Consider the following 18,996-nt stretch of genomic DNA (forward strand, 5'->3'; position numbering starts at 1 on the left):
TTAAGATTTAATTTCTATCGCAATCAATGTGATGTCGTCTTGTTTGGGTGCGCCCTCTAAAAACGAGTCCACATCCGATAGAATTCCATTCACAAGCCCGTCCAAGGAATGATGTCTATGATTCATAGATGAGGAGACCAATCTAACGTCTCCGTATTCCTCTTTTTCCTCATTGAACTCTTCATAAATCCCGTCGGAGAAGAGCAGAATTTTATCTCCCTTATGAAACTCTTCCGTTTTCTCTATGTAATTTATATCTTTCAAAAAACCCAAAAGTTTGCCTTTCGTAGACAAAGGAAAAGATCCCGAATCACGAAGAAGAAGCTGAGGAGGATGCCCTGCAGTGGAATATACGATTTTGTTTTGTTCCACATCTATATCGATCAGAAAACAGGTAAAATAATAATGAAGGGATTTATACTTATCCAAGAACACATTGTTCAACTGACTTAAAATCAGAGAAGGAGAAACAGGATTCTCTTTCAAACCCTCGTATTCCCCTTTGATGAGCATAGTCACAAGCGCAGCCTGTACTCCATGTCCAGTTGCATCCGCAAGAAAAACCCGAACCACTCCGCCGCTTAACTCTACTATATCGAAGAGATCCCCACCTACTTCCTCCATAGGCTGGTAATTGCAGACTATATTCAATTTACCTATGGAAGTCGTATCTACAGGGAAGAGGCTTGTTTGTATTTTTTTAGCAACATTCAAGTTCGATCTCATGCTCGCCAAACTTTCGTTCAGTTTGAAAGTTTTCTCCTCAACGATTCTCTCCAAACCGGAATTCAAATTGCCGAGCTCTTCCGATAAAGTCTCCACTCTATGAAAGGAAAGAGCGAATCTTCTGGAAAGCAGAACCGCTTGAGAACAAATAAAGATAAGGAATGCATAACTTCCCAGTTGCACGGAATGAATGGCTCCCAAAGTCTGAAGGATATCGTTCACGATCGCAGGAAAAAACAAAGCCAAACTGAAAATAAGAAAGACTCCTCCTTCCCTTTTTCTCCGTATGACAAGAACCATACGAGAAAGAAAATAGACTATTCCCAAGATCGATACAGGGTAAATCGCCCAAACCAAATTCAAATAAAAGGACAAAGGAGTCACTAGATAGATGAAGGAGAAAAAAACTCCTATAACGGCGAAAAAGAAAACCCATTTTTTAGAAACATCTCGAGGGAAAAGCGAATGGATAAAAAAACAAAATACGGGCCCGCCTATGGAAAATGTCAAAACTTCGAGCTTATGAACTATATAAAAAGGGATCTCCGGAAATAGATCCAAAAGAACTCTGTCCTGGACGGAAACGTCCCTAATGGCAACAATAAAGCAGAATATACTAAAATACAAAGAAGACTGATCCTTCTTCCAAAGACTGTATAAACTCATTTGATACAGTCCCATGATAAAAAGCGCACCGAACACGAATGCATGCAATATGAATTTTAAAAACTTTTCCCTCTCCGCATAAGAAGAGTTTGAAATATAGATCGAATCGAAAATTCCGAAACGAAAAGGAGAAAAATTAGAAACTAAAATCACAACTTCCAGTTCCTCCCGCTCTTCCACTATCTCCTTGGAAATTCGAAAAGAACGTCTGTACATGGAAACAGAAGGCCCCTCCTCTTCCGATTTTACAATTTTACCGTTTCCTCCCATCTTATGCCCATTCACATATAACTGATAGGCGGAACCAATATCTCCCAAACTGAGATCCCAATCGACATCGTTTTCCGGAAGAAGAACCTTCAGTCGATAACTTCCAAACTTGGTTTTTTGTGGGATAGAAGAACCTTCTTCCCTGCCGATCCCCCATTCGGAAGGAACTTTGAGAAAATAAGGATCTCTCAAAGAACAATGATTAAATGAAGATGAAAGGGAATCGAATTCGAAAAAACAATTTTCATAAAACTCCCAATTCCCATCCAAAGAAAAGGAAGAGTTCTTTTTGAAGTCGAAATTTTTCAAGTCGAGGACTCCGACTTCTATTACAGGAATATTTTTGGAAACGGAACAATGAAAGGTTCCTAAAGAAAAAATCAAAACCGGACAGAAGCGAAATAAAAACAAAAACCACCGGCTCATATTCCACGAAGGATCTAAAATTATAAATTTCCGAATAGTATTTTTAGAGGGGGGAATAAAATAACATCATAAGAACCCAATAGAAAACCAAGGAGACTTCCTTTATGAAACAAACCGCAAAAATCTTTCTAGGTTTGACAGCATTGATTCTATTCATTTCCCCACTTTTCTCGGGCGAAAAAGATCTAATCATTCAAGATATAAAACTAGGAACGGGAAAAGAAGCCTATTCCGGATCGTACGTAACAGTACATTATGTGGGAAAACTCACCAACGGAGTCAAATTCGACAGTTCCAGAGATCGTAAAAAACCGTTCGAATTCAACCTAGGTGCGGGAGAAGTCATCAAAGGCTGGGACAAAGGAGTGAAAGGAATGAAAGAAGGAGGAATCAGAAAACTAACCATCCCTCCGGAACTAGGTTACGGAAGCAGATCCACAGGTTCCATACCGGCTAACTCCACTTTGGTCTTCGAAGTAGAACTCATTAAAGTTTACTAATCAGGCAATTGCAACTAACGGGCGTTCCCGATTTTATCCGAATCACCCGATCCTTACGAACAAAGGTCGGGCTGCTTCGGGCTTCGCTATCGCTGCGGCCCCGTTCCGTGGCTTCCCCTTCCCATCCCTAACGCAGAAAAAATCACATCGAAAAAAGATAACACTTATTTCCATTCCTTAATGATTCTGGGAATTTCATGGGCACAAATGGAATACAAAGCCCTTCTATCTATATATTCGTAAGCTCTTGCTAAATCTTCCTGCCAAAACGAATCGATCTTCTTCCAAGGAACTTTAGGGTATTTCGCCTTTTCAGAAGCAGGAATCTTTAAAGATTCTTTATGAATCATTTCGAGAAACTGTTCCGCAAAAAAAGCATCCTGACTGTTCTCTTCAAATTCCTGGATTTGATTTTGATAGATGAACTTTTCCAATTCTTTACAATAAAAAAGAAATTCGGCAAACACCATAGGATCGATGATTCGAATACTGCTTTGAAAATCATTCAAATTTTTGAATTAGAACCCAAACACTGCTCGCCAAACTTCGAATTCAAATCAAACTTCATCCAAAGACGCAGGCAAATCCAATGAATCAATTTCCTCAAATCGCCATCCTGGGAATGGGAGCTATCACAGCAACCATCGCAAGAGCTTTATCGAAAAACGGAATCGGGTTTCAAGTATTGGCAAGGGACAAGTCCAGAAAGGAAGAATTGAAGAAAACTCCTATCCTGTTTCGTTATGAATCCCAACCGAACGAAAAAATAGATTTAGAAAACCGCACCGTCGGCCTGGAGGAAGTGAAAGAAAAATTCGACTATATAATATTAGGTGCCAAATCGGCAAATCTTCCCGAATCGGTACGACAAGCCCTCCCCCTTCTGAAAGAAGAGGGAAAACTCGTTTTTATCCAAAACGGTTTCCCTGACGAATGGGTCTCTTTTCCCAAAGAACGAATTTTAGGCGGAGTTGTGGGATGGAACACTCAAAAGACAAAGGAAGGGATTTATTTCCAATCGAATGCAGGTGCATTGATTTTGGGAGGTCCCGACGGACAACTTCCCGATCCGTTTTGGAAAAAGGCATTGGAACCTTATATCCCGGTCATCCTCACAAATAACCTAACCGGATACAGATGGCATAAATTAGGAATCAATTCCGTCATCAACGGACTTGCAGCAAGCTGTAAACTCACCTTAGGAGAATTATTATTCAGAAAACAAGGAAGAAAAGCCGCCATACGGGTTTTAACAGAAGTCAGAATTGCCATGGAAACGAGCGGAGTGAAGGAGGAAGTAGTGCCTGGTTCCGTTTCTCTTCTCAAAATCGGAGAAGGGAAAGGAGATCTACCGGCCTGGATCAAACATATCATTCTTATGGTGATCGGACTCAAATACTACCGCATCCGAACTTCTATGGTACAAGATTTGGATGCAGGCCGCCAAACAGAAATTAAAGAAATCAATGGAAAAGTAGTGGAAACTTCAAAAAACTTGGGGATCAAATCTCCAGTGAACGAAGCGATCGTCTCCACAGTGCAAGGAATCCAAAAAGGAGAGATCCTTCCGGATCTGTCCTTTTTGGAAACAGTATGCGGTCTTTGAGTTTTTAATTTATTTTTTCAATCTGTATCCCGTTTTGAAAATCCACCAAACAACTCCTAGGCAGGCAGCGAGGAAAAAAAACACCATTCCTAAACTCACTTCTATGCTGACATCGGAAATCTCATAGAAGCTGTATCTAAATCCGCTCACGAGATACAAAACCGGATTCAATAATGTAAGCTTCTGCCAAAAAGGAGGTAACATACTTGCGGAATAAAAACTTCCTCCCAAAAAGACAAGAGGGGTCACGATCAAAAGAGGAATGAGCTGCAGCTTTTCGAAGTTATCCGCCCAGATTCCTATGATGAATCCGAACAAACTGAACGAAACGGAAGTAAGCACTAAAAAAAGAACCATCAAAAAAGGATGAGCGATTTTCAACGGCACGAACAAAGCGGCAGTCGCAAGCATGATGAGACCGATGACGATGGATTTGGTGGCAGCGGCGCCTACAAACCCGATCACCACTTCGATCATAGTCACAGGAGCGGAAAGAATTTCATAAATGGTCCCCGTAAACTTGGGAAAATAAATTCCGAAAGAAGCATTCGCAATGCTTTGCGTCAGCAAAGAAAGCATGATGAGACCGGGAACGATAAAAGAACCGTAAGAAATCCCATTCACTTCCTGGATGCGGGAACCGATGGCGGAACCGAATACAACGAAGTAAAGAGAAGTAGAGATGACGGGAGAAGCGACACTTTGCAAAAGGGTTCTCCAAGTTCTGGACATCTCGAAAATATAAATCGATTTGATTGCATGTAAGTTCATTTTTATTCCTTCACTAATTGTACGAAAATCTCTTCCAAAGAACTTTGAGTGGTATTTAAGTCCTTAAACTGAATTTTGGCCTTCCTAAGATCATCCAGAAAGCTGGTGATTCCGTTTTGTTTTCCTTGTGTATCGTAAGTATAAATCAACTGTTTCCCGTTAGATGCAAGTTCCAGTTCGTATCCTTTCAAAGAAGCTGGTATTTTTTTGACTTCCTTGGTTAAATCCAGAATCAATTGTTTTTTCCCCAACTTGTGCATGAGTTCGTCTTTGTCCTGAACCAAAACGATTTCCCCTTTGTTGATGACACCGATCCTGTCCGCAATCTCTTCCGCTTCTTCTATATAATGAGTGGTAAGAATGATGGTGACTCCCTGCTCTCTGAGATCTCGTATGATGTTCCACATATCCTTTCTCAATTCCACATCCACTCCGGCAGTGGGTTCGTCCAAAAACAGAACCCTAGGTTCATGTGACAATGCTTTGGCGATCAAAACTCTTCTTTTCATCCCTCCGGAAAGAGCGATGATCATTTGGTCTTTTTTATCCCAAAGAGAAAGAGATTTCAAAAGTTTTTCCAAATAAGAAGGATTAGGTGCTTTTCCGAAAAGACCTCTTGTGAAACTCACGGTAGTCCAAACCGATTCGAAAGAATGTACGCTGAGCTCCTGAGGAACAAGACCTATCTGAGAACGTGTTTCCTTAAAATCGGAAATGATGTCTTTACCTCCTACGGAGACCGATCCTCCGCTAGGATTTACGATCCCGCAGATGATGGAAATCAGAGTGGTTTTTCCTGCTCCGTTAGGACCGAGTAAAGCGATGATTTCCCCTTCCTCGATTTCCAAATTCACTTTTTTCAAAGCTTGAAATCCGTTAGGATAGGACTTGGAGAGATTTTGAACGGAGACGATAGAAGGTCTGGATTTGTCTTTCACCATATAATTCAGGGTAAAAATCAGAGGCCTAAAATTTCTAGCTTTTTCAAAAAACTTCCTGCGGATCTAGTCTTTTTTATGAACATTTTAACAACCCCGGAAACAATGTTCTAATTCGAGAAAATATCTTCTTTTAACATCTGCTAGGATAAGCAAAGTCTGTTTTTTGCATGACTCCAATCGGGTCTGTCAAAAACTTTTCCTATGGACGTTCGGACCATCCTAGTACTCTCTATTTTTACGAGCCTAACGCTAGGATTCTTTTTGTTTCTCTTCATTAAGGTAAACAAATCCCTAAAAGCCTATCAATTCTGGGTTTGGTCCCATTTTACTCTGGCATTGGTATATGTTTTTTTGGGGCTTAGGGGAACCATTCCCATCTATTACAGTATTCTACTCAATAATTTGTTTCTGGTTTTGACATTTAATTTCAGAATCACCGCCTGTTTGCATTTTTTTAATCACAAAATTTCCCTAAAACACATTCTCAGCTATAGTGCGTTATTTTTATCCATAATCCTTTATTTCACATTGATTGAGGATTCCATATTCATTCGAACACTTTCCGTAACGATACTTATCTTCTTCACGTATTCCTATCTCTCTTGGATTCTCTATAAAAATAAAAACAAAGAGAACGCAGGGATCATCCTCTTCGGCATTGTGGTTTTTCTCTTCTATGTAGGATTGAATTTCGCAAGAATCATTCTGATATTTACGGACATGCAATCCGTCATCTTCAATAACTCCTCTCCTTTCAATTCGGTCTATTTCACATCGCTTCTTATTCTGGAGGTGATCTGGGTGACTCTTTTTTTCGCACTCACAGGCATCCGCAATCGAATGGAAATCAGGGAAATGAAAGAACATTTCGAAATGATTTTCAGAACTTCCCCCGAAGCGATCCTCATCTCACGTATGTCAGATGGTAAAATTCTAAACCTCAATGAAGGATTTGTCAGAATCACCGGTTACACGATGGAAGAGGCTTTGGGGAAATCGCCCTTGGAACTGGGAATCTGGCAGTCCGTAGAAAACAGGGAACGAATGAGAAGCGAGTTATTCGAAAAAGGATACTGCGAAAATCTGGAATTCGAATTTCAAAAAAAAGATAAAACAAAATTCACTGGAATTGTTTCTTCCAGAGTCATAGAAGTGAACGGAGAAGAGCAAGTCATCAGTGTCACAAGAGACATCTCTCAAAGAAAGGAAGCGGAGAGAATCATCCAAGAAAAGAATAAAGAATTACACGAGTTAAATATAACAAAAGACAAATTTTTCTCCATCATTGCGCACGATCTCAAATCGCCCTTCACCGGCTTCCTAGGACTCACAGAACTGATGTCGGACGATTCAGGCCAAATGAAACCGGAAGAATTCCTTTCCTTAGGAAAGTCTCTTCACGAATCAGCAAACAACATATATTCCCTTTTGGAAAACCTGTTGGAATGGTCCAGGAACCAAAGAGGGATCATCGAATTCGAACCGGAAATTTATTCTCTCAAAAATATCATCGATGAGAACATTGCAAATATAGGAAACTATGCTTCCCAAAAAGGAATCGAAATCTACAACCTAACTTCGATTGATATTACCGTCTATGCAGATATATCGATGTTAAATTCGATTCTCAGAAACCTGCTTTCCAATTCGGTTAAATTCTCCAACAGAGGAAATGTGGTAAAAATCGACGCCGAACGAACGGAAAAGAACGAAACTTTGATTTCCGTAGAGGACAACGGAATCGGAATGAAACCTGAGTTAGTTCAACAATTGTTTCGAATCGACCAAAAAGTAGCTCGTTACGGAACGGAAGGAGAAACGAGCACGGGACTTGGCCTTCTTCTCTGCAAAGAATTTACGGACAGACATAATGGAAAGATAGGAGCGGAAAGCAAAGAACAAGAAGGAAGCAGGTTCTGGGTTCTGCTGCCAGGCCCTCCTACATAAACCCGTATTTCCAGAGTTTCCGAGACATAACTCACAAACAAAGGAATAAGTTTCCTTATTTCATCCAGGATCCCCTTCCCTTTACCGAAAATAAGATGATAGCTCTTTCCTATGAAAAAGTTCGGTCTTCTTATTTTATTGTTATGCGCCTTCTTTGCGAAAACGGAACATTTTTCCAGCAGCAGCAATCTACAGGTCACTTACGGAGTAGAAGAAAACCAGCTGATTCTGAAATCGATCGATTCCACAGTTTCCAACTTTGGTGACGAAGAAGACAAAAAACTCTATAAAAGATGCATCCAACACTATCTGGAATTCCAAGGTCTTCATACTGCAGGGAATTATGCGAGCGCTTACGTCAGAGTCCGCCACACTCAAAAACTGCTTATCCTTCTTTACGAAAGAATGCTTTCTAAAAACATAACAAAGGTTCGTTTAGAGCTGAATCGATTGGGAAGAAACGCGAGAGGAAAAGAAAAAACGCAAACCAATGCATTTTTACGTTTGGGACTGAGGGATTTGGCGGAAGCGGAACAAAAACTTATTTTTGCGAAAAACACAAGGCCGTATCTGTATCTTCTCAAACTGAGAGAGATGCTATTCAGCTTAAAAATCCTAAAACACTCAGGAAAGTTCGTGGTATTTCTGGCTCTTTTGCATGATGCCGATTTTCCCGTAGAACTGGAGTCAGTTGATTTCCAAACCATCAACGATGAGATCCTCCGCTCCATGACAGAGAACAAAGATCTATTCCTTACCTTCCATTGGGACAATCATTTCAAAACACTGATCGGAGACGGGGTTTATACGCAAACAATGCACACTCCCGACATGGAGGAATTGGCAAAACCTATGGGAGATTTGGATCCTGCTTATGTTCGGCTCAGTCTAGACCCGAGAAAAAAAGTCAAATAACAGTCATTTACCGCAAAAGTGAAAAAGAAAAACCCTTCGGAAAAACTTCCGAAGGGCGAAAAACGATTAAATCGCCTTTCCTCCTCTTTCTCCGTTTCGGATACGAATCACTTCTTCCACAGGAAGAACGAAAATTTTTCCGTCTCCGATTTTCCCCTCACCCGATTTCGCGGACTTCAAAATTGCATCTATCGTAGGTTTGACGAACTCATCGTTTACGGCAATCTCCAAACGAACCTTCCTAAGAAGATTCACTTGGTATTCATGACCTCGAAACACTTCCGTTTTACCTTTTTGTTGTCCGTAACCTTGGACATCACTTACAGTCAGCCTGTAGATCTCGTTTTTAGTAAGTTCGTTTTTTACCTCTTCCAATTTATGAGGTTGAATGATAGCAACGATTAATTTCATAAAATTCTCCTTAGATGTCGTATCCTTTTTCTCCGTGGACCTCTTGGTCGAGACCGGAGATTTCTTTATCTTCTTCAATTCTAAAGCCGATCGTTTTCTCAATGGCAAGAGCCAAAAGATAAGAGATCACGAATGAATAAGCGGCAGTCACAACTACACTTAAGAACTGAACATATACCTGCTCTCCTCTGGAAACACCTTCCGCCAATTCCAAAGCGAACACACCGGTCAAAATGGCACCGAAAGCACCGCCGATCCCGTGAACACCGAAAGCATCCAAAGTATCATCGTAACCGATTTTTCCTTTCATATAGATGGCCGCATAACAAATAGGAGACACTAGCAGTCCCATAATGATAGCGCCTTTTACTCCGACGAATCCGGAAGCGGGAGTGATGACGACTAACCCGGCGACGATACCGGAAGCAGCCCCCAATGCGGTCGCTTTTTTAGTATGAAACCATTCGATCAAAAGCCAGGATGCTCCCGCTGCGGCAGGTGCGATCAAAGTGACAACGAAAGCTCTTGCAGCCAAACCGTTTACGGAAAGTCCGGAACCGGCATTGAAACCGAACCATCCGAACCAAAGAAGACCGGAACCTAACAAAGTATAGGTCATATTGTTCGGATGGGTTAAGGAACCAGGATCACCTTTTCTTTTTCCGATCACAAGAGCTGCGGCAAGACCTGCAATCCCCGAAATCAAATGCACTACGGTTCCTCCCGCAAAATCAAGAGCACCTTCCTTAAAGAGCCAACCGTCTGCAGACCAAACCCAATGCGCCACTGGATCGTAAACCAAAGTAGCCCAAAGAAGAATGAATGCGATATAAGCGGAAAGTTTTACCCTCTCCGCAATCGCACCCGAAATCAAAGCGGGAGTGATGAGAGCGAACATCCCTTGAAATAAAAAATGAACATATTTCGGGATGGAACCTTCAAGAGTATTCATGTCCATACCGTCCAAAAAGGCCAGACTGAAATCCCCGAAAAAAGGGTTCGAACCGGAGAAAGCGAAACTATAACCGAAGATAGTCCACTGCAAAGTCATCACGATCATAGCCACAAAGCTATGCATCATGGTGGACAAAACGTTTTTGGAACGAACGATCCCGCCGTAGAACAAAGAAAGGCCCGGGATCATAAAAAAGACAAGTGCGGAAGAAACAAGCATCCAAGTCGTGTCCGCCTTATCTAAGCTAACTGCTTCGGGATCGGAAGGAACCTCGTCTCCCCAAAGAATATTCGGTAAGAATAAAATTGCCAAAAGCAAAATCATCTTATGACTGATTTTACGAAACATGAATCTCTCTCCTATTTACCATTGTATTTATTTTCAAATCGATCGTAACGATCTCAGAGAAAACTAACCGATCGAACTAGGAAAATTGCGACATAAATTTACAAGTCACAGATAAAAAATGTAGGAGTTTCGACGGATTAAAATCAATCCAAACGAATATGATCCCTCGCCGATCTCGCTTTTTCTCTAGCCTCATCTACGGTCGCTGCCTTGGCAAGAGCGACCCCCATCCTTCTTTTCCCCCGAACCTCCGGTTTTCCGAAAAGACGAATGTCTACCCCTTCCCTCTCCAAAGCTTTTTCCAATCCGGTAAAAGAAGGAGAGGAAGTATTTCCATCTAACAGAATGGCTGCGGAGGCGGCAGGAGTATTGTATTCCAGTTTAGGCAAAGGAAGTCCCAAAATCGCGCGAATATGCAGGGAAAATTCGGAAAAGTTTTGACTGACCAAAGTCACCAAACCTGTATCATGCGGCCTAGGAGAAACTTCACTGAAATAAACCTCGTCTCCTTTGATGAATAATTCCACACCGAAAATCCCGAAACCTCCCAAACCGGAAGTTACTTTTTCCGCGATGAATTTTGCGGAAGTTAGAGCTTTTTCAGACATTGCCTGAGGCATCCAGGATTCCACATAATCCCCGTTTACCTGTTTGTGCCCGATCGGTTCCAAAAACGTGGTTCCTCCTACATGGCGGATCGTAAGCAGAGTGATTTCAAAATCAAAAGGAATGAATTCTTCCACGATCATTCTGCCCTTTCCCGTCCTTCCTCCCGTTTGGCCGTATTCCCAAGCGGAATCGATTTCGTCTTCCTTTCGGATGATGCTTTGTCCTTTTCCGGAAGAACTCATGATCGGTTTGACCACGCAAGGAATTCCGATTTCTAGAACGAACTTTCGAAATTCATCCGATGTATCCGCAAAACGATAATTAGATGTTTTTAAACCTAATTCTTTGCCGGCAAAATTCCTGATCCCTTCACGGTTCATGGTTAAGTTAACAGCCTTGGCACTGGGAACGATTTTAAAACCGTCTCCTTCCAATTTCACGAGAGTCTGAGTATGAATGGCTTCGATCTCAGGAACGATAAAGTCAGGTTTTAGATTTCTAAGAGTGGATTCCAAAACGGAAGGATCCAACATATCGATTACGATCGATTCATGAGCCACCTGCATCGCAGGAGCATTCGGATAACGGTCGATAGCGACCACATGAACACCTAACCTTTGTGCTTCGATAGCGACTTCTTTTCCAAGCTCTCCCGAGCCGAGCAGAACGAGTTTGGTAGAAGATGAGGAAAAAGGGGTTCCGATTTTTATCATTGCCCCACCAGAGAAACACGCAACGACACAGTGACAATGAAAATATAGTTCTTCGGGCGTTCCCCGAAACGATTCAAAATAAAAATATTCTCGAAAAAATTTTTGACTTACGGAAGAAGGGGATGGGAATTCCATCCTTCACTGATCTTAGCAAGAGAACAAAAGTCCTCTTCTCCGAAACCCGCCGCCATCCCCGCTTCATAAATGGATTTCAAAGAAGAAGAAAGAGGAAGCACGGAATGGAGCTCCTTCGCTCTTTGCATAGCGTGGTTCATATCCTTATTCATATTCTTTAAAGCGAAATTAGGAGAATAATCTTTCTTCATCACACATCCCATTTTGAAATCCAAAAGAGGAGAAGCAGCGGCGGATTGTTTTAGAATCTCCAAAAATTGGCTCCCGGAAGCGCCTTCTTTCAAAGCCAATTGAAATCCTTCCAAATATACCTGGAAAAGTCCCGCCTGTACCATGTTCAATGCAATCTTTACCCTTTGACCGGAAGATACGGGACCGCAGTGAACTGCATTTTTACCGCATACGGAAAAGAAAAAACCAAGCTCTTCCATCGCCGATTTTTCTCCTCCCACCATAAATAAAATTTGGCCGGATTCTGCGGCAAGTTTACTCCCCGTCATGGGAGAATCCAAAAAGGAGATTCCCTTTTTATCAGCGGCAGCCGCCATCTCCAAACTGAGTTCGGGAGAAGTAGTACCGGTATCTATGATGTAAGTAGGTTTTGCTTCCAAAAGTCCTGAATCGAAGAAAGCATTTCGAACCACTTCGTCTTCCGTCAGACAAAGAACCGCCAGATCCGCTCCTTCGGAAGCACTTCGAATGTCGGAAAAAATGCGAACCCCGGGACCATTTAACTTTTGTTTTATATTTTCGGGAAATGAATTCAGTTTTTCCGGGGAACGCATATAAATATGTACGAAATGTCCCCCAGTGACCAGGTTTGCCGCCATACCGCTTCCCATAATTCCGGTTCCGATCATTGCGATCGTTGCGATCGTTTTTTTATCTGCCAAACTCATTTACCTTCCTAACTATGATTACATCAGATATCTTTTTCCGATCTTATCCCTTTTGTTCGGATTGGCGCCATTTGCCAAAAGCAGGTCGGAGACCTCACCTAACCCATCATAACTATTTGCGATATGAAGAGGAGTGACTCCTCTAGGATCTTCCGCATCCGGATCGGCTCCGTGAGACAATAAAATTTTTACCGCATCCAATTTGCCGTTTTCCACAGCGGTGTGAATAGGATAAATTCCGGATTCGTTAGGAACATTCGGGTTTAATCCTGCTTCCAAAAGAGTCTCAAGAAAATATATATCGTTCGATTCCGCACAAACGATTCCTAAAAGAACATTCGCCGAAGCAAGGAAATTCGGTTCTTTTCGCAAAAGATCCAAATCTTTTTGAAATTGAAGTTTATCTTCCGCCGCCAAAGAACGAACCAAATTCCTGTAGCGAACTTCGTTTCTAATCTTTGTAAAAAAATTCGATATCAACTGCATCATACGGTTACCTTATCTCCCATGATAAATTAAGAAGAAAGATCATAATTGTAAAAATGGGACATTTTATCATAAAATTCAAACCATTCTTTGGGCAGCTGACCTGAAACGGATTTAAAATCATGGATGAGATGAGACTGATCGGAATAATCCGATTGATAGGCGAGATCCGTCAGCCTCAGTTTCGCATTTCGATCCTTATAATGGGAAGGGTCTCGAATCAAATTCAGCATTCTGTGCATCCCTTTAAAATCCTTAGGAGAAAGGCCGTATATTTCCTTAAACTTACGATTCAATTGTTTTCTGGAAATCCTAAGACGCTCCGCCAAAGAATCGATTTTGGTTTCTCCCCGCATAAAGGCAACTAACGCTAACTTGGCGTAATCGGGAACTTCTGAGCGTTTTTCCCACATCGATAAAATCAAAGAGTTCAAAGATTCGGTAAGAAGGCTCGGTTCCATAGAGGGAAGAGGAAAATCAACATCCGAAGAAAATCGCGCCGCTGCATCTTCAAATTCATTCACCAATTCCTCGCCTGAAATGGAAAAACGTTCATACAACGCCCCAGGGAAAAACCGCACGGATACCAAATGCAAAGTCGTCTCGGATTTGATCTTCCAGCGTTTTGTCTGAGGGCCTACCCAATGGATCCGAGTCAGTGGTACCTCCGACAAATCCTCCCTCACCACAACAGGAGGTGTTCCCCAATGCAGAACCAGCTCTGGTTCGTAAGAAGGAAAAATCCAAGGAAGATCGTCCGAGGATACGTTTTCCCAACTCCAATATTCCTTCACCCATCGGGACAAAGAAGGATGAGGTTTCCCAAACCAAACCATAAAACAATTCTGATCGAAGGACCAGAAAGATACATCCTTCTAGTGATTTTCGTTTCATTTTTTTGGTTGACGGAGAGGATGAATGAGGTGTTTAGTGATTAATCAATCACTAAACTTAATGAAAGAAAACGGAAGTACCACAAGCCAAACAAGAAAGGAGGAAATCCTAAAGGCAGCCGTGCAAGTGTTTGCTAGGTTAGGATTTTATAAGGCTACTACGGCAGACATTGCCGCCTCTGCTTCCATCTCCCAGCCCTATGTATTTAAATTTTTCAAATCCAAGGAAGAGCTGTTTTTGGCCGCTTTGGAAGAGGCCTTCGAACGAATCCAATCGGAATTTGAAAAGATCCAAGTGGGAGAAGACCTCCAAAAACAGATGATTTCCGCCTACGAACAATTGATGATCGATTTTCCGGACGAAATCCATTTACAAACCCAAGCCTTTGGAATTTCGGAACCATCCATACGGCAAAAAACCCAAGAATCCTTCCTTCAGCTCTACATCATGGTGGTGAAAAAATTTACGAGCGCAGGGATTCCAGATCCGGAAATGACAGCCAAGGTATTTTTAGCCAAGGGAATCTTTTGCAATCTGACCTTGGTTTTGGATTTGCCAGAGCTGAAGTTTTAAAAATTTTTTTAGGAATTTTGTGATTGATTAATCAATAAACATAAGGAGATCCCAAATGGAAAAAGTGTTGGTATTAGGAGCAACGGGAGGGACAGGCAAAGCCCTCGTTCAGGAGTTGGTGCGAGTAGGAGTTCCTACAATTGCGTTCGGGAGAAACAAAACTTCTCTGGAAACACTGAGAGAAGAATTAGGAAACCCAAAAAGTTTGGAACTGGCCCTAGGAGATGTATTCGACTGGGAAAGAGTTCGAGACGTCGCGAAAGATGCGGATGTGATTTTCCAAGCAAGCAATGTGCCTTACCAGGAAATGGCCGCAAAGTCAATGCTGCTTGCGGAAAGTGTAATGAAAGCGGCGGCGGACGGGAAAAAAATAGTAATCGTAGATGGAATTTATGTTTATGGACCAAATCCAGGTTATGCGGTTGAAGAAACTCATCCGAAAACTCCGAATTCGAAAAAAGGAAAAATCAGACTCGAAATGGAAAATCTGATCTTTTCGGAACGCTGGAAAAAAGCAAAACCTTTGATTGTCCGATTGCCAGACTATTACGGACCTACAAGTCAAAATGCTTATCTCAATCCGACTTTGAAAGGTTTGGTGGAAGGAAAACCGGCCATCTTTATAGGGGACACGAAAGTGAATCGGGAATATGTTTATCTTCCTGATGCAGCGAAAATGATCATTGAAGTAGCGAAAAAGGAAAGTTCCTACGGAAGAAATTGGCATATCCCGGGAAAAACAATCTCCGCACTCGAAATTGCAGAGATCGCCAAACACATTACGGGAAAAAAAGGAAGATTGATTCCTATAGGGAGAATCACTTTATCCGTTCTAGGGATCTTCGATTCTTTTTTAAAAGAAGTGGTGGAGATGTTATATTTGATGCAAGATCCACTCATACTGAGTGGAACCCAATACGAAAAAGAAATCGGCGCAATTCCTTTCACACCGTTTCCTGAAGGTTTAAAAGAAACTTTTTCTTTCCTTGCATCAAATAAAAAATAACCTCTTGAGCCCGGTCTCTTACCAAATAAAGAGACTGGGTTTACTTTGATTGGTTCCATTTTTAGTCACTACCAATAATTTTCCAGAAATAGGATCAATCACTGCTCCCGGTTCATTGCCGGAAGAATTCCCTTGCCCGGAAGATAGATCCGAATAAGTACAGTTTGTACCATCAAGGTTGCAGCGAAACAAAGCCGGCTTAGATTGATTCGCTTGGTTCGTAGTGATCACCAATAACTTTCCAGACAAAGAATCCACAATCAAACGAGGATCTACTCCTGAATTCGCCCCTTGGCCGGAAGATATATCTGTATAAGTACAATTTGTTCCGTTCCAGTCACATCGAAACAATCCCGGTTTCCCATTTCCGTTTCCACCGCTTGCCAAATTCGTTGTAACAACTAGCACTTTATGCGAAAGCAGATCCAGTTCTAGAAAAGGAGAGTTGCCCGAAGAATCCCCCTGCCCTGCAGAAATATCAGAATGACTGCAGTTAGAACCATCCAAGTTGCATCGAAAGAGACTAGGTCGAAAGGCAGCGGCCAGATTGGCACTCACAATGAATATCTGTTTGTTGACCATATCGATTTTCATATTAGGATTCAATCCTGTATTGTTTCCATTGCTGATTTCCGTATGAGTACAATTGGAACCGTCCAAATTGCAACGATACAATCCTATCTTTCCGCTATTGCCCATATTTGCGGCCGCAACAAGAAGTTTCCGATTCAAAGTATCAATCACTGCCGAAGGACGATAACCGGAACCAGACCCTTGACCGGCAGAAATGTCATGGTGAGAACAGTTTGTACCGTCCAAGTCACAACGAAATAAACTAGGCTTCATTGATGAAACGGAACTATTCGCAGTTACGACCAAAAGTTTTCCGGATAAGGAATCGATTAAAGCGAAAGGAACATATCCGGAATTTTCTCCTTGTCCTGCAGAGATATCTCTATAAAAGCAATTGGAGCCATCTAAATCACAAATAAAAAGCCCCGGTCTCCTTCCATTGGCTCCGTTATTTACAACGGCTAAAAGTTTACGTGTGGAAGGATTGATTAAAATATAAGGAGCAGTTCCTGATTCTGCCCCTTGCCCCGAAGAAATATCTACATGCAACCCTAAAGACGCAGTCCCGGGAGGATTCGATGCAGTCAATACCGGTTGTTCGGCGGAAAGAGGACTCACTCCTCCTACATCGTTTCTTGCTTCCACTTTTACATAATAAGTAGTGTTCGGAGAAAGTCCGGTTAATTTATGATAGTTGGTAGTAATCCCGGAGACGTTCGCATGTGACAATGTCACCGGACTTATTGTCCCGTAATAAATTCTATATTCCGTAGCACCTGGAACGGGAGCCCATTGTGCCAAAACCTCGGTTCCTCCTCCTTGAAGGCTGAGTTCGAGAGGAACGGGAACCACCGTATCCACCACATAACTAACACTAGATACAGAAGATAAATTTCCGGCACGATCCCTGGCAATGTATTTGATAAAACTGGTCGCACCGTCTGTAGTTGGGATCGAACCGGTGTATAAACTTCCCGAGAGGATATTCCCATTCACTCCGGATAAATTCGGATCGGAGGGAGGAGTCCCTGTCTGGGAAGAATAAACGATTCTATCGCATCCTGCACCACCCGCATCCGAACAAGTTAAGGAAGCGGAAACTAAAATCGCATACGTCCCTCCTGCCGGACTCACAGTAACATTAGGAGCGGTATCATCCCGAACCAAAACCAAGGAATGAGAGCCGATATAACCGTTATTAGGATTAGTTACGCAAATACGGATCGTATTATTTCCCAAAGTCAATGTATTTGCAGCAATAGTCGTAGAAGTATTCGAAACGGAGGCAGTGATATTACCACTGGAAATTAGATTTCCATCCGAACAGTCTGTACCTCCTCTTTTGATCTGGTATGTTCCCGTTTTATCACTCGACCAAGTCAATTGAGATGTTTGGATCGCCCCGGAAGAATTACTTACATAAGAAGAACTCAAACTGGCAGTTACTCCAGGGACATGGTCGTCTATTTCATATACTTCTGTTTGTATGGATCCGACATTTCCAGCTAAATCCCTGCAAAGATAACGAACCGTATAAGTTCCATTTCCGCCTCCTCCTATAGACAAACTTGTACTAGGTGGATTTCTTAGATTACCTACGATCGGAACAAAACCGGGAACAGTTCCATTGATGGTATATAAAATATGTCCGGAGGCAACATTATCCGAACATTGAATGGTAAGATTCTGCGCATTCGGATACACACCTGCCGCAGGAGAAATAGATGCAATCGGAGGAGTTGTATCCCCGGAAAGCAAAGACAAAATCGGATTATCGGCAATTCCATCTCCGTTCGTGTCAAACCCTTGTCCGGGGATCACAACGACAGGACTTCCTCCCCCGTTCGGAGCAGTAGTGAGTCGAATGGATCCGTCTTCTGCATACGAAATGTAATAGTCGATTTGACCATCGCCATCCACGTCTACTCCGTCCCAAACTCCGTCACCATTCGAATCTATTAAAATCATGTTAGGTGAATCACCGGAAGGGTTACTTCCTGCAATCAAAATTCCATCGGGGATTCCGTCTCCATCCGTATCGATGACTGTACCAGTCACATTTCCATGTCCACCATTGAGATTAACGGCCTGACCGGGAACCAAAGGATTGAGAGCCTCGGCAGTTTCCGAAGAAGAAGTGCTAGCACCACCTAATCCAAGTAAAAGAAACATCGGAACCGCATTATTTTGGGGCATCTTTCCGGAACAATGAATCCAAAAGACGAATAAGGAGAGGACGAAAAGAAAAGACTTCATAACATTCCTATTTTCAAATAAAATCTAAAGATGAACGTCAATATATCCTATTTTAGGATATATAAAAGGAAAATAATGAGATCATCAAACGAGAATTCTATTTTTTATTCCATAAAACAAGAATTAGCGCACAGTTCTGGCAGTGCGCCACGGATTAGGTGAAAGAGAATGGGCAAAAAGGTGAAAAGAATTTGAAAAAATTTTTGAAAACAGAGAATGAAATTGTCAAAGGAAAAAACTCGTGTTAGATAGAGCGCAATGGGTGGCGGGTCTATGGAGTTCCTACAATAATTCGGACAGAAAAATCAAGCAATCCTTTGATCATATATCTTACGAAATTCCATAGGACTTGTAAAGTCCAAAGTAGAAT

At 42.0% G+C, this 18,996-nt stretch carries 17 protein-coding genes; 6 read left to right on the forward strand and 11 right to left on the reverse strand.

What is annotated here, in order from left to right; genetic code table 11:
* On the reverse strand, window positions 1-2,088 hold the full coding sequence (locus EHS15_RS06395) for a SpoIIE family protein phosphatase (protein WP_135759718.1): 2,088 nt from the start codon (window positions 2,086-2,088) through the stop codon (window positions 1-3).
* Window positions 2,089-2,192: 104 nt separating this feature from the next.
* On the opposite strand from EHS15_RS06395, the gene EHS15_RS06400 reads away from it, so the two are divergent.
* Entirely contained in the window at window positions 2,193-2,588 is a 396-nt protein-coding gene (locus EHS15_RS06400; protein WP_135759719.1) for an FKBP-type peptidyl-prolyl cis-trans isomerase, read from the forward strand.
* 164 nt (window positions 2,589-2,752) lie between these two features.
* Here EHS15_RS06400 and EHS15_RS06405 read toward each other — a convergent pair whose 3' ends face one another.
* Window positions 2,753-3,097, reverse strand: coding sequence for a HepT-like ribonuclease domain-containing protein (locus EHS15_RS06405; protein WP_246051919.1), 345 nt, complete (start codon window positions 3,095-3,097; stop codon window positions 2,753-2,755).
* Between the two features lie 80 nt (window positions 3,098-3,177).
* On the opposite strand from EHS15_RS06405, the gene EHS15_RS06410 reads away from it, so the two are divergent.
* The gene (locus EHS15_RS06410) at window positions 3,178-4,194 is read left to right on the forward strand and encodes a ketopantoate reductase family protein (protein WP_135759720.1); all 1,017 of its coding nucleotides are present in this window, start codon (window positions 3,178-3,180) and stop codon (window positions 4,192-4,194) included.
* Between the two features lie 9 nt (window positions 4,195-4,203).
* Here EHS15_RS06410 and EHS15_RS06415 read toward each other — a convergent pair whose 3' ends face one another.
* Window positions 4,204-4,965, reverse strand: coding sequence for an ABC transporter permease (locus EHS15_RS06415; RefSeq protein ID WP_135759721.1), 762 nt, complete (start codon window positions 4,963-4,965; stop codon window positions 4,204-4,206).
* Window positions 4,966-4,967: 2 nt separating this feature from the next.
* A complete protein-coding gene (locus EHS15_RS06420; RefSeq protein WP_425460628.1) occupies window positions 4,968-5,906 on the reverse strand; it encodes an ABC transporter ATP-binding protein in 939 nt (312 codons plus the stop codon).
* A gap of 261 nt (window positions 5,907-6,167) precedes the next feature.
* Between EHS15_RS06420 and EHS15_RS06425 the strand changes: the two genes are divergently transcribed.
* Together EHS15_RS06425 and EHS15_RS06430 are read left to right on the forward strand one after the other, a co-directional pair.
* Window positions 6,168-7,853: a PAS domain-containing sensor histidine kinase gene (locus EHS15_RS06425; protein WP_167884168.1), complete on the forward strand. Its 1,686-nt coding sequence runs from the start codon at window positions 6,168-6,170 to the stop codon at window positions 7,851-7,853.
* Between the two features lie 111 nt (window positions 7,854-7,964).
* Entirely contained in the window at window positions 7,965-8,768 is an 804-nt protein-coding gene (locus EHS15_RS06430) for an adhesin OmpL37 family surface protein (protein WP_210416308.1), read from the forward strand.
* A gap of 66 nt (window positions 8,769-8,834) precedes the next feature.
* On the opposite strand, the gene EHS15_RS06435 is transcribed toward EHS15_RS06430, so the two are convergent.
* The 6 genes from EHS15_RS06435 to EHS15_RS06460 all read right to left on the reverse strand — a co-directional run bounded on the left by EHS15_RS06435 (window position 8,835) and on the right by EHS15_RS06460 (window position 14,160).
* Complete coding sequence (locus EHS15_RS06435; protein ID WP_135759723.1) at window positions 8,835-9,179, reverse strand: P-II family nitrogen regulator; 345 nt, start codon at window positions 9,177-9,179, stop codon at window positions 8,835-8,837.
* Window positions 9,180-9,189: 10 nt separating this feature from the next.
* A complete protein-coding gene (locus tag EHS15_RS06440) occupies window positions 9,190-10,482 on the reverse strand; it encodes an ammonium transporter (RefSeq protein WP_135759724.1) in 1,293 nt (430 codons plus the stop codon).
* Between the two features lie 143 nt (window positions 10,483-10,625).
* The gene (purT, locus tag EHS15_RS06445) at window positions 10,626-11,804 is read right to left on the reverse strand and encodes a formate-dependent phosphoribosylglycinamide formyltransferase (protein WP_135759725.1); all 1,179 of its coding nucleotides are present in this window, start codon (window positions 11,802-11,804) and stop codon (window positions 10,626-10,628) included.
* A 107-nt stretch (window positions 11,805-11,911) separates the two neighbouring features.
* Window positions 11,912-12,838 (reverse strand): NAD(P)-dependent oxidoreductase, encoded by a 927-nt coding sequence (locus EHS15_RS06450; RefSeq protein WP_135759726.1) that lies wholly within the window; start codon window positions 12,836-12,838, stop codon window positions 11,912-11,914.
* 18 nt (window positions 12,839-12,856) lie between these two features.
* Entirely contained in the window at window positions 12,857-13,327 is a 471-nt protein-coding gene (locus EHS15_RS06455) for an ankyrin repeat domain-containing protein (RefSeq protein WP_135759727.1), read from the reverse strand.
* Between the two features lie 26 nt (window positions 13,328-13,353).
* Window positions 13,354-14,160, reverse strand: a complete 807-nt coding sequence (locus EHS15_RS06460; RefSeq protein WP_135759728.1) for a helix-turn-helix domain-containing protein — start codon at window positions 14,158-14,160, stop codon at window positions 13,354-13,356.
* A 94-nt stretch (window positions 14,161-14,254) separates the two neighbouring features.
* On the opposite strand from EHS15_RS06460, the gene EHS15_RS06465 reads away from it, so the two are divergent.
* Together EHS15_RS06465 and EHS15_RS06470 are read left to right on the forward strand one after the other, a co-directional pair.
* A complete protein-coding gene (locus tag EHS15_RS06465) occupies window positions 14,255-14,791 on the forward strand; it encodes a TetR/AcrR family transcriptional regulator (RefSeq protein WP_210416309.1) in 537 nt (178 codons plus the stop codon).
* Window positions 14,792-14,846: 55 nt separating this feature from the next.
* Entirely contained in the window at window positions 14,847-15,797 is a 951-nt protein-coding gene (locus tag EHS15_RS06470; RefSeq protein WP_135759729.1) for an SDR family NAD(P)-dependent oxidoreductase, read from the forward strand.
* Window positions 15,798-15,815: 18 nt separating this feature from the next.
* Here EHS15_RS06470 and EHS15_RS06475 read toward each other — a convergent pair whose 3' ends face one another.
* Window positions 15,816-18,626, reverse strand: a complete 2,811-nt coding sequence (locus EHS15_RS06475) for a fibronectin type III domain-containing protein (protein ID WP_135759730.1) — start codon at window positions 18,624-18,626, stop codon at window positions 15,816-15,818.
* Between the last annotated feature and the right edge of the window lie 370 nt (window positions 18,627-18,996).

The organism is Leptospira idonii (assembly GCF_004770995.1).
Taxonomy (GTDB): Bacteria; Spirochaetota; Leptospiria; order Leptospirales; family Leptospiraceae; genus Leptospira_A; species Leptospira_A idonii.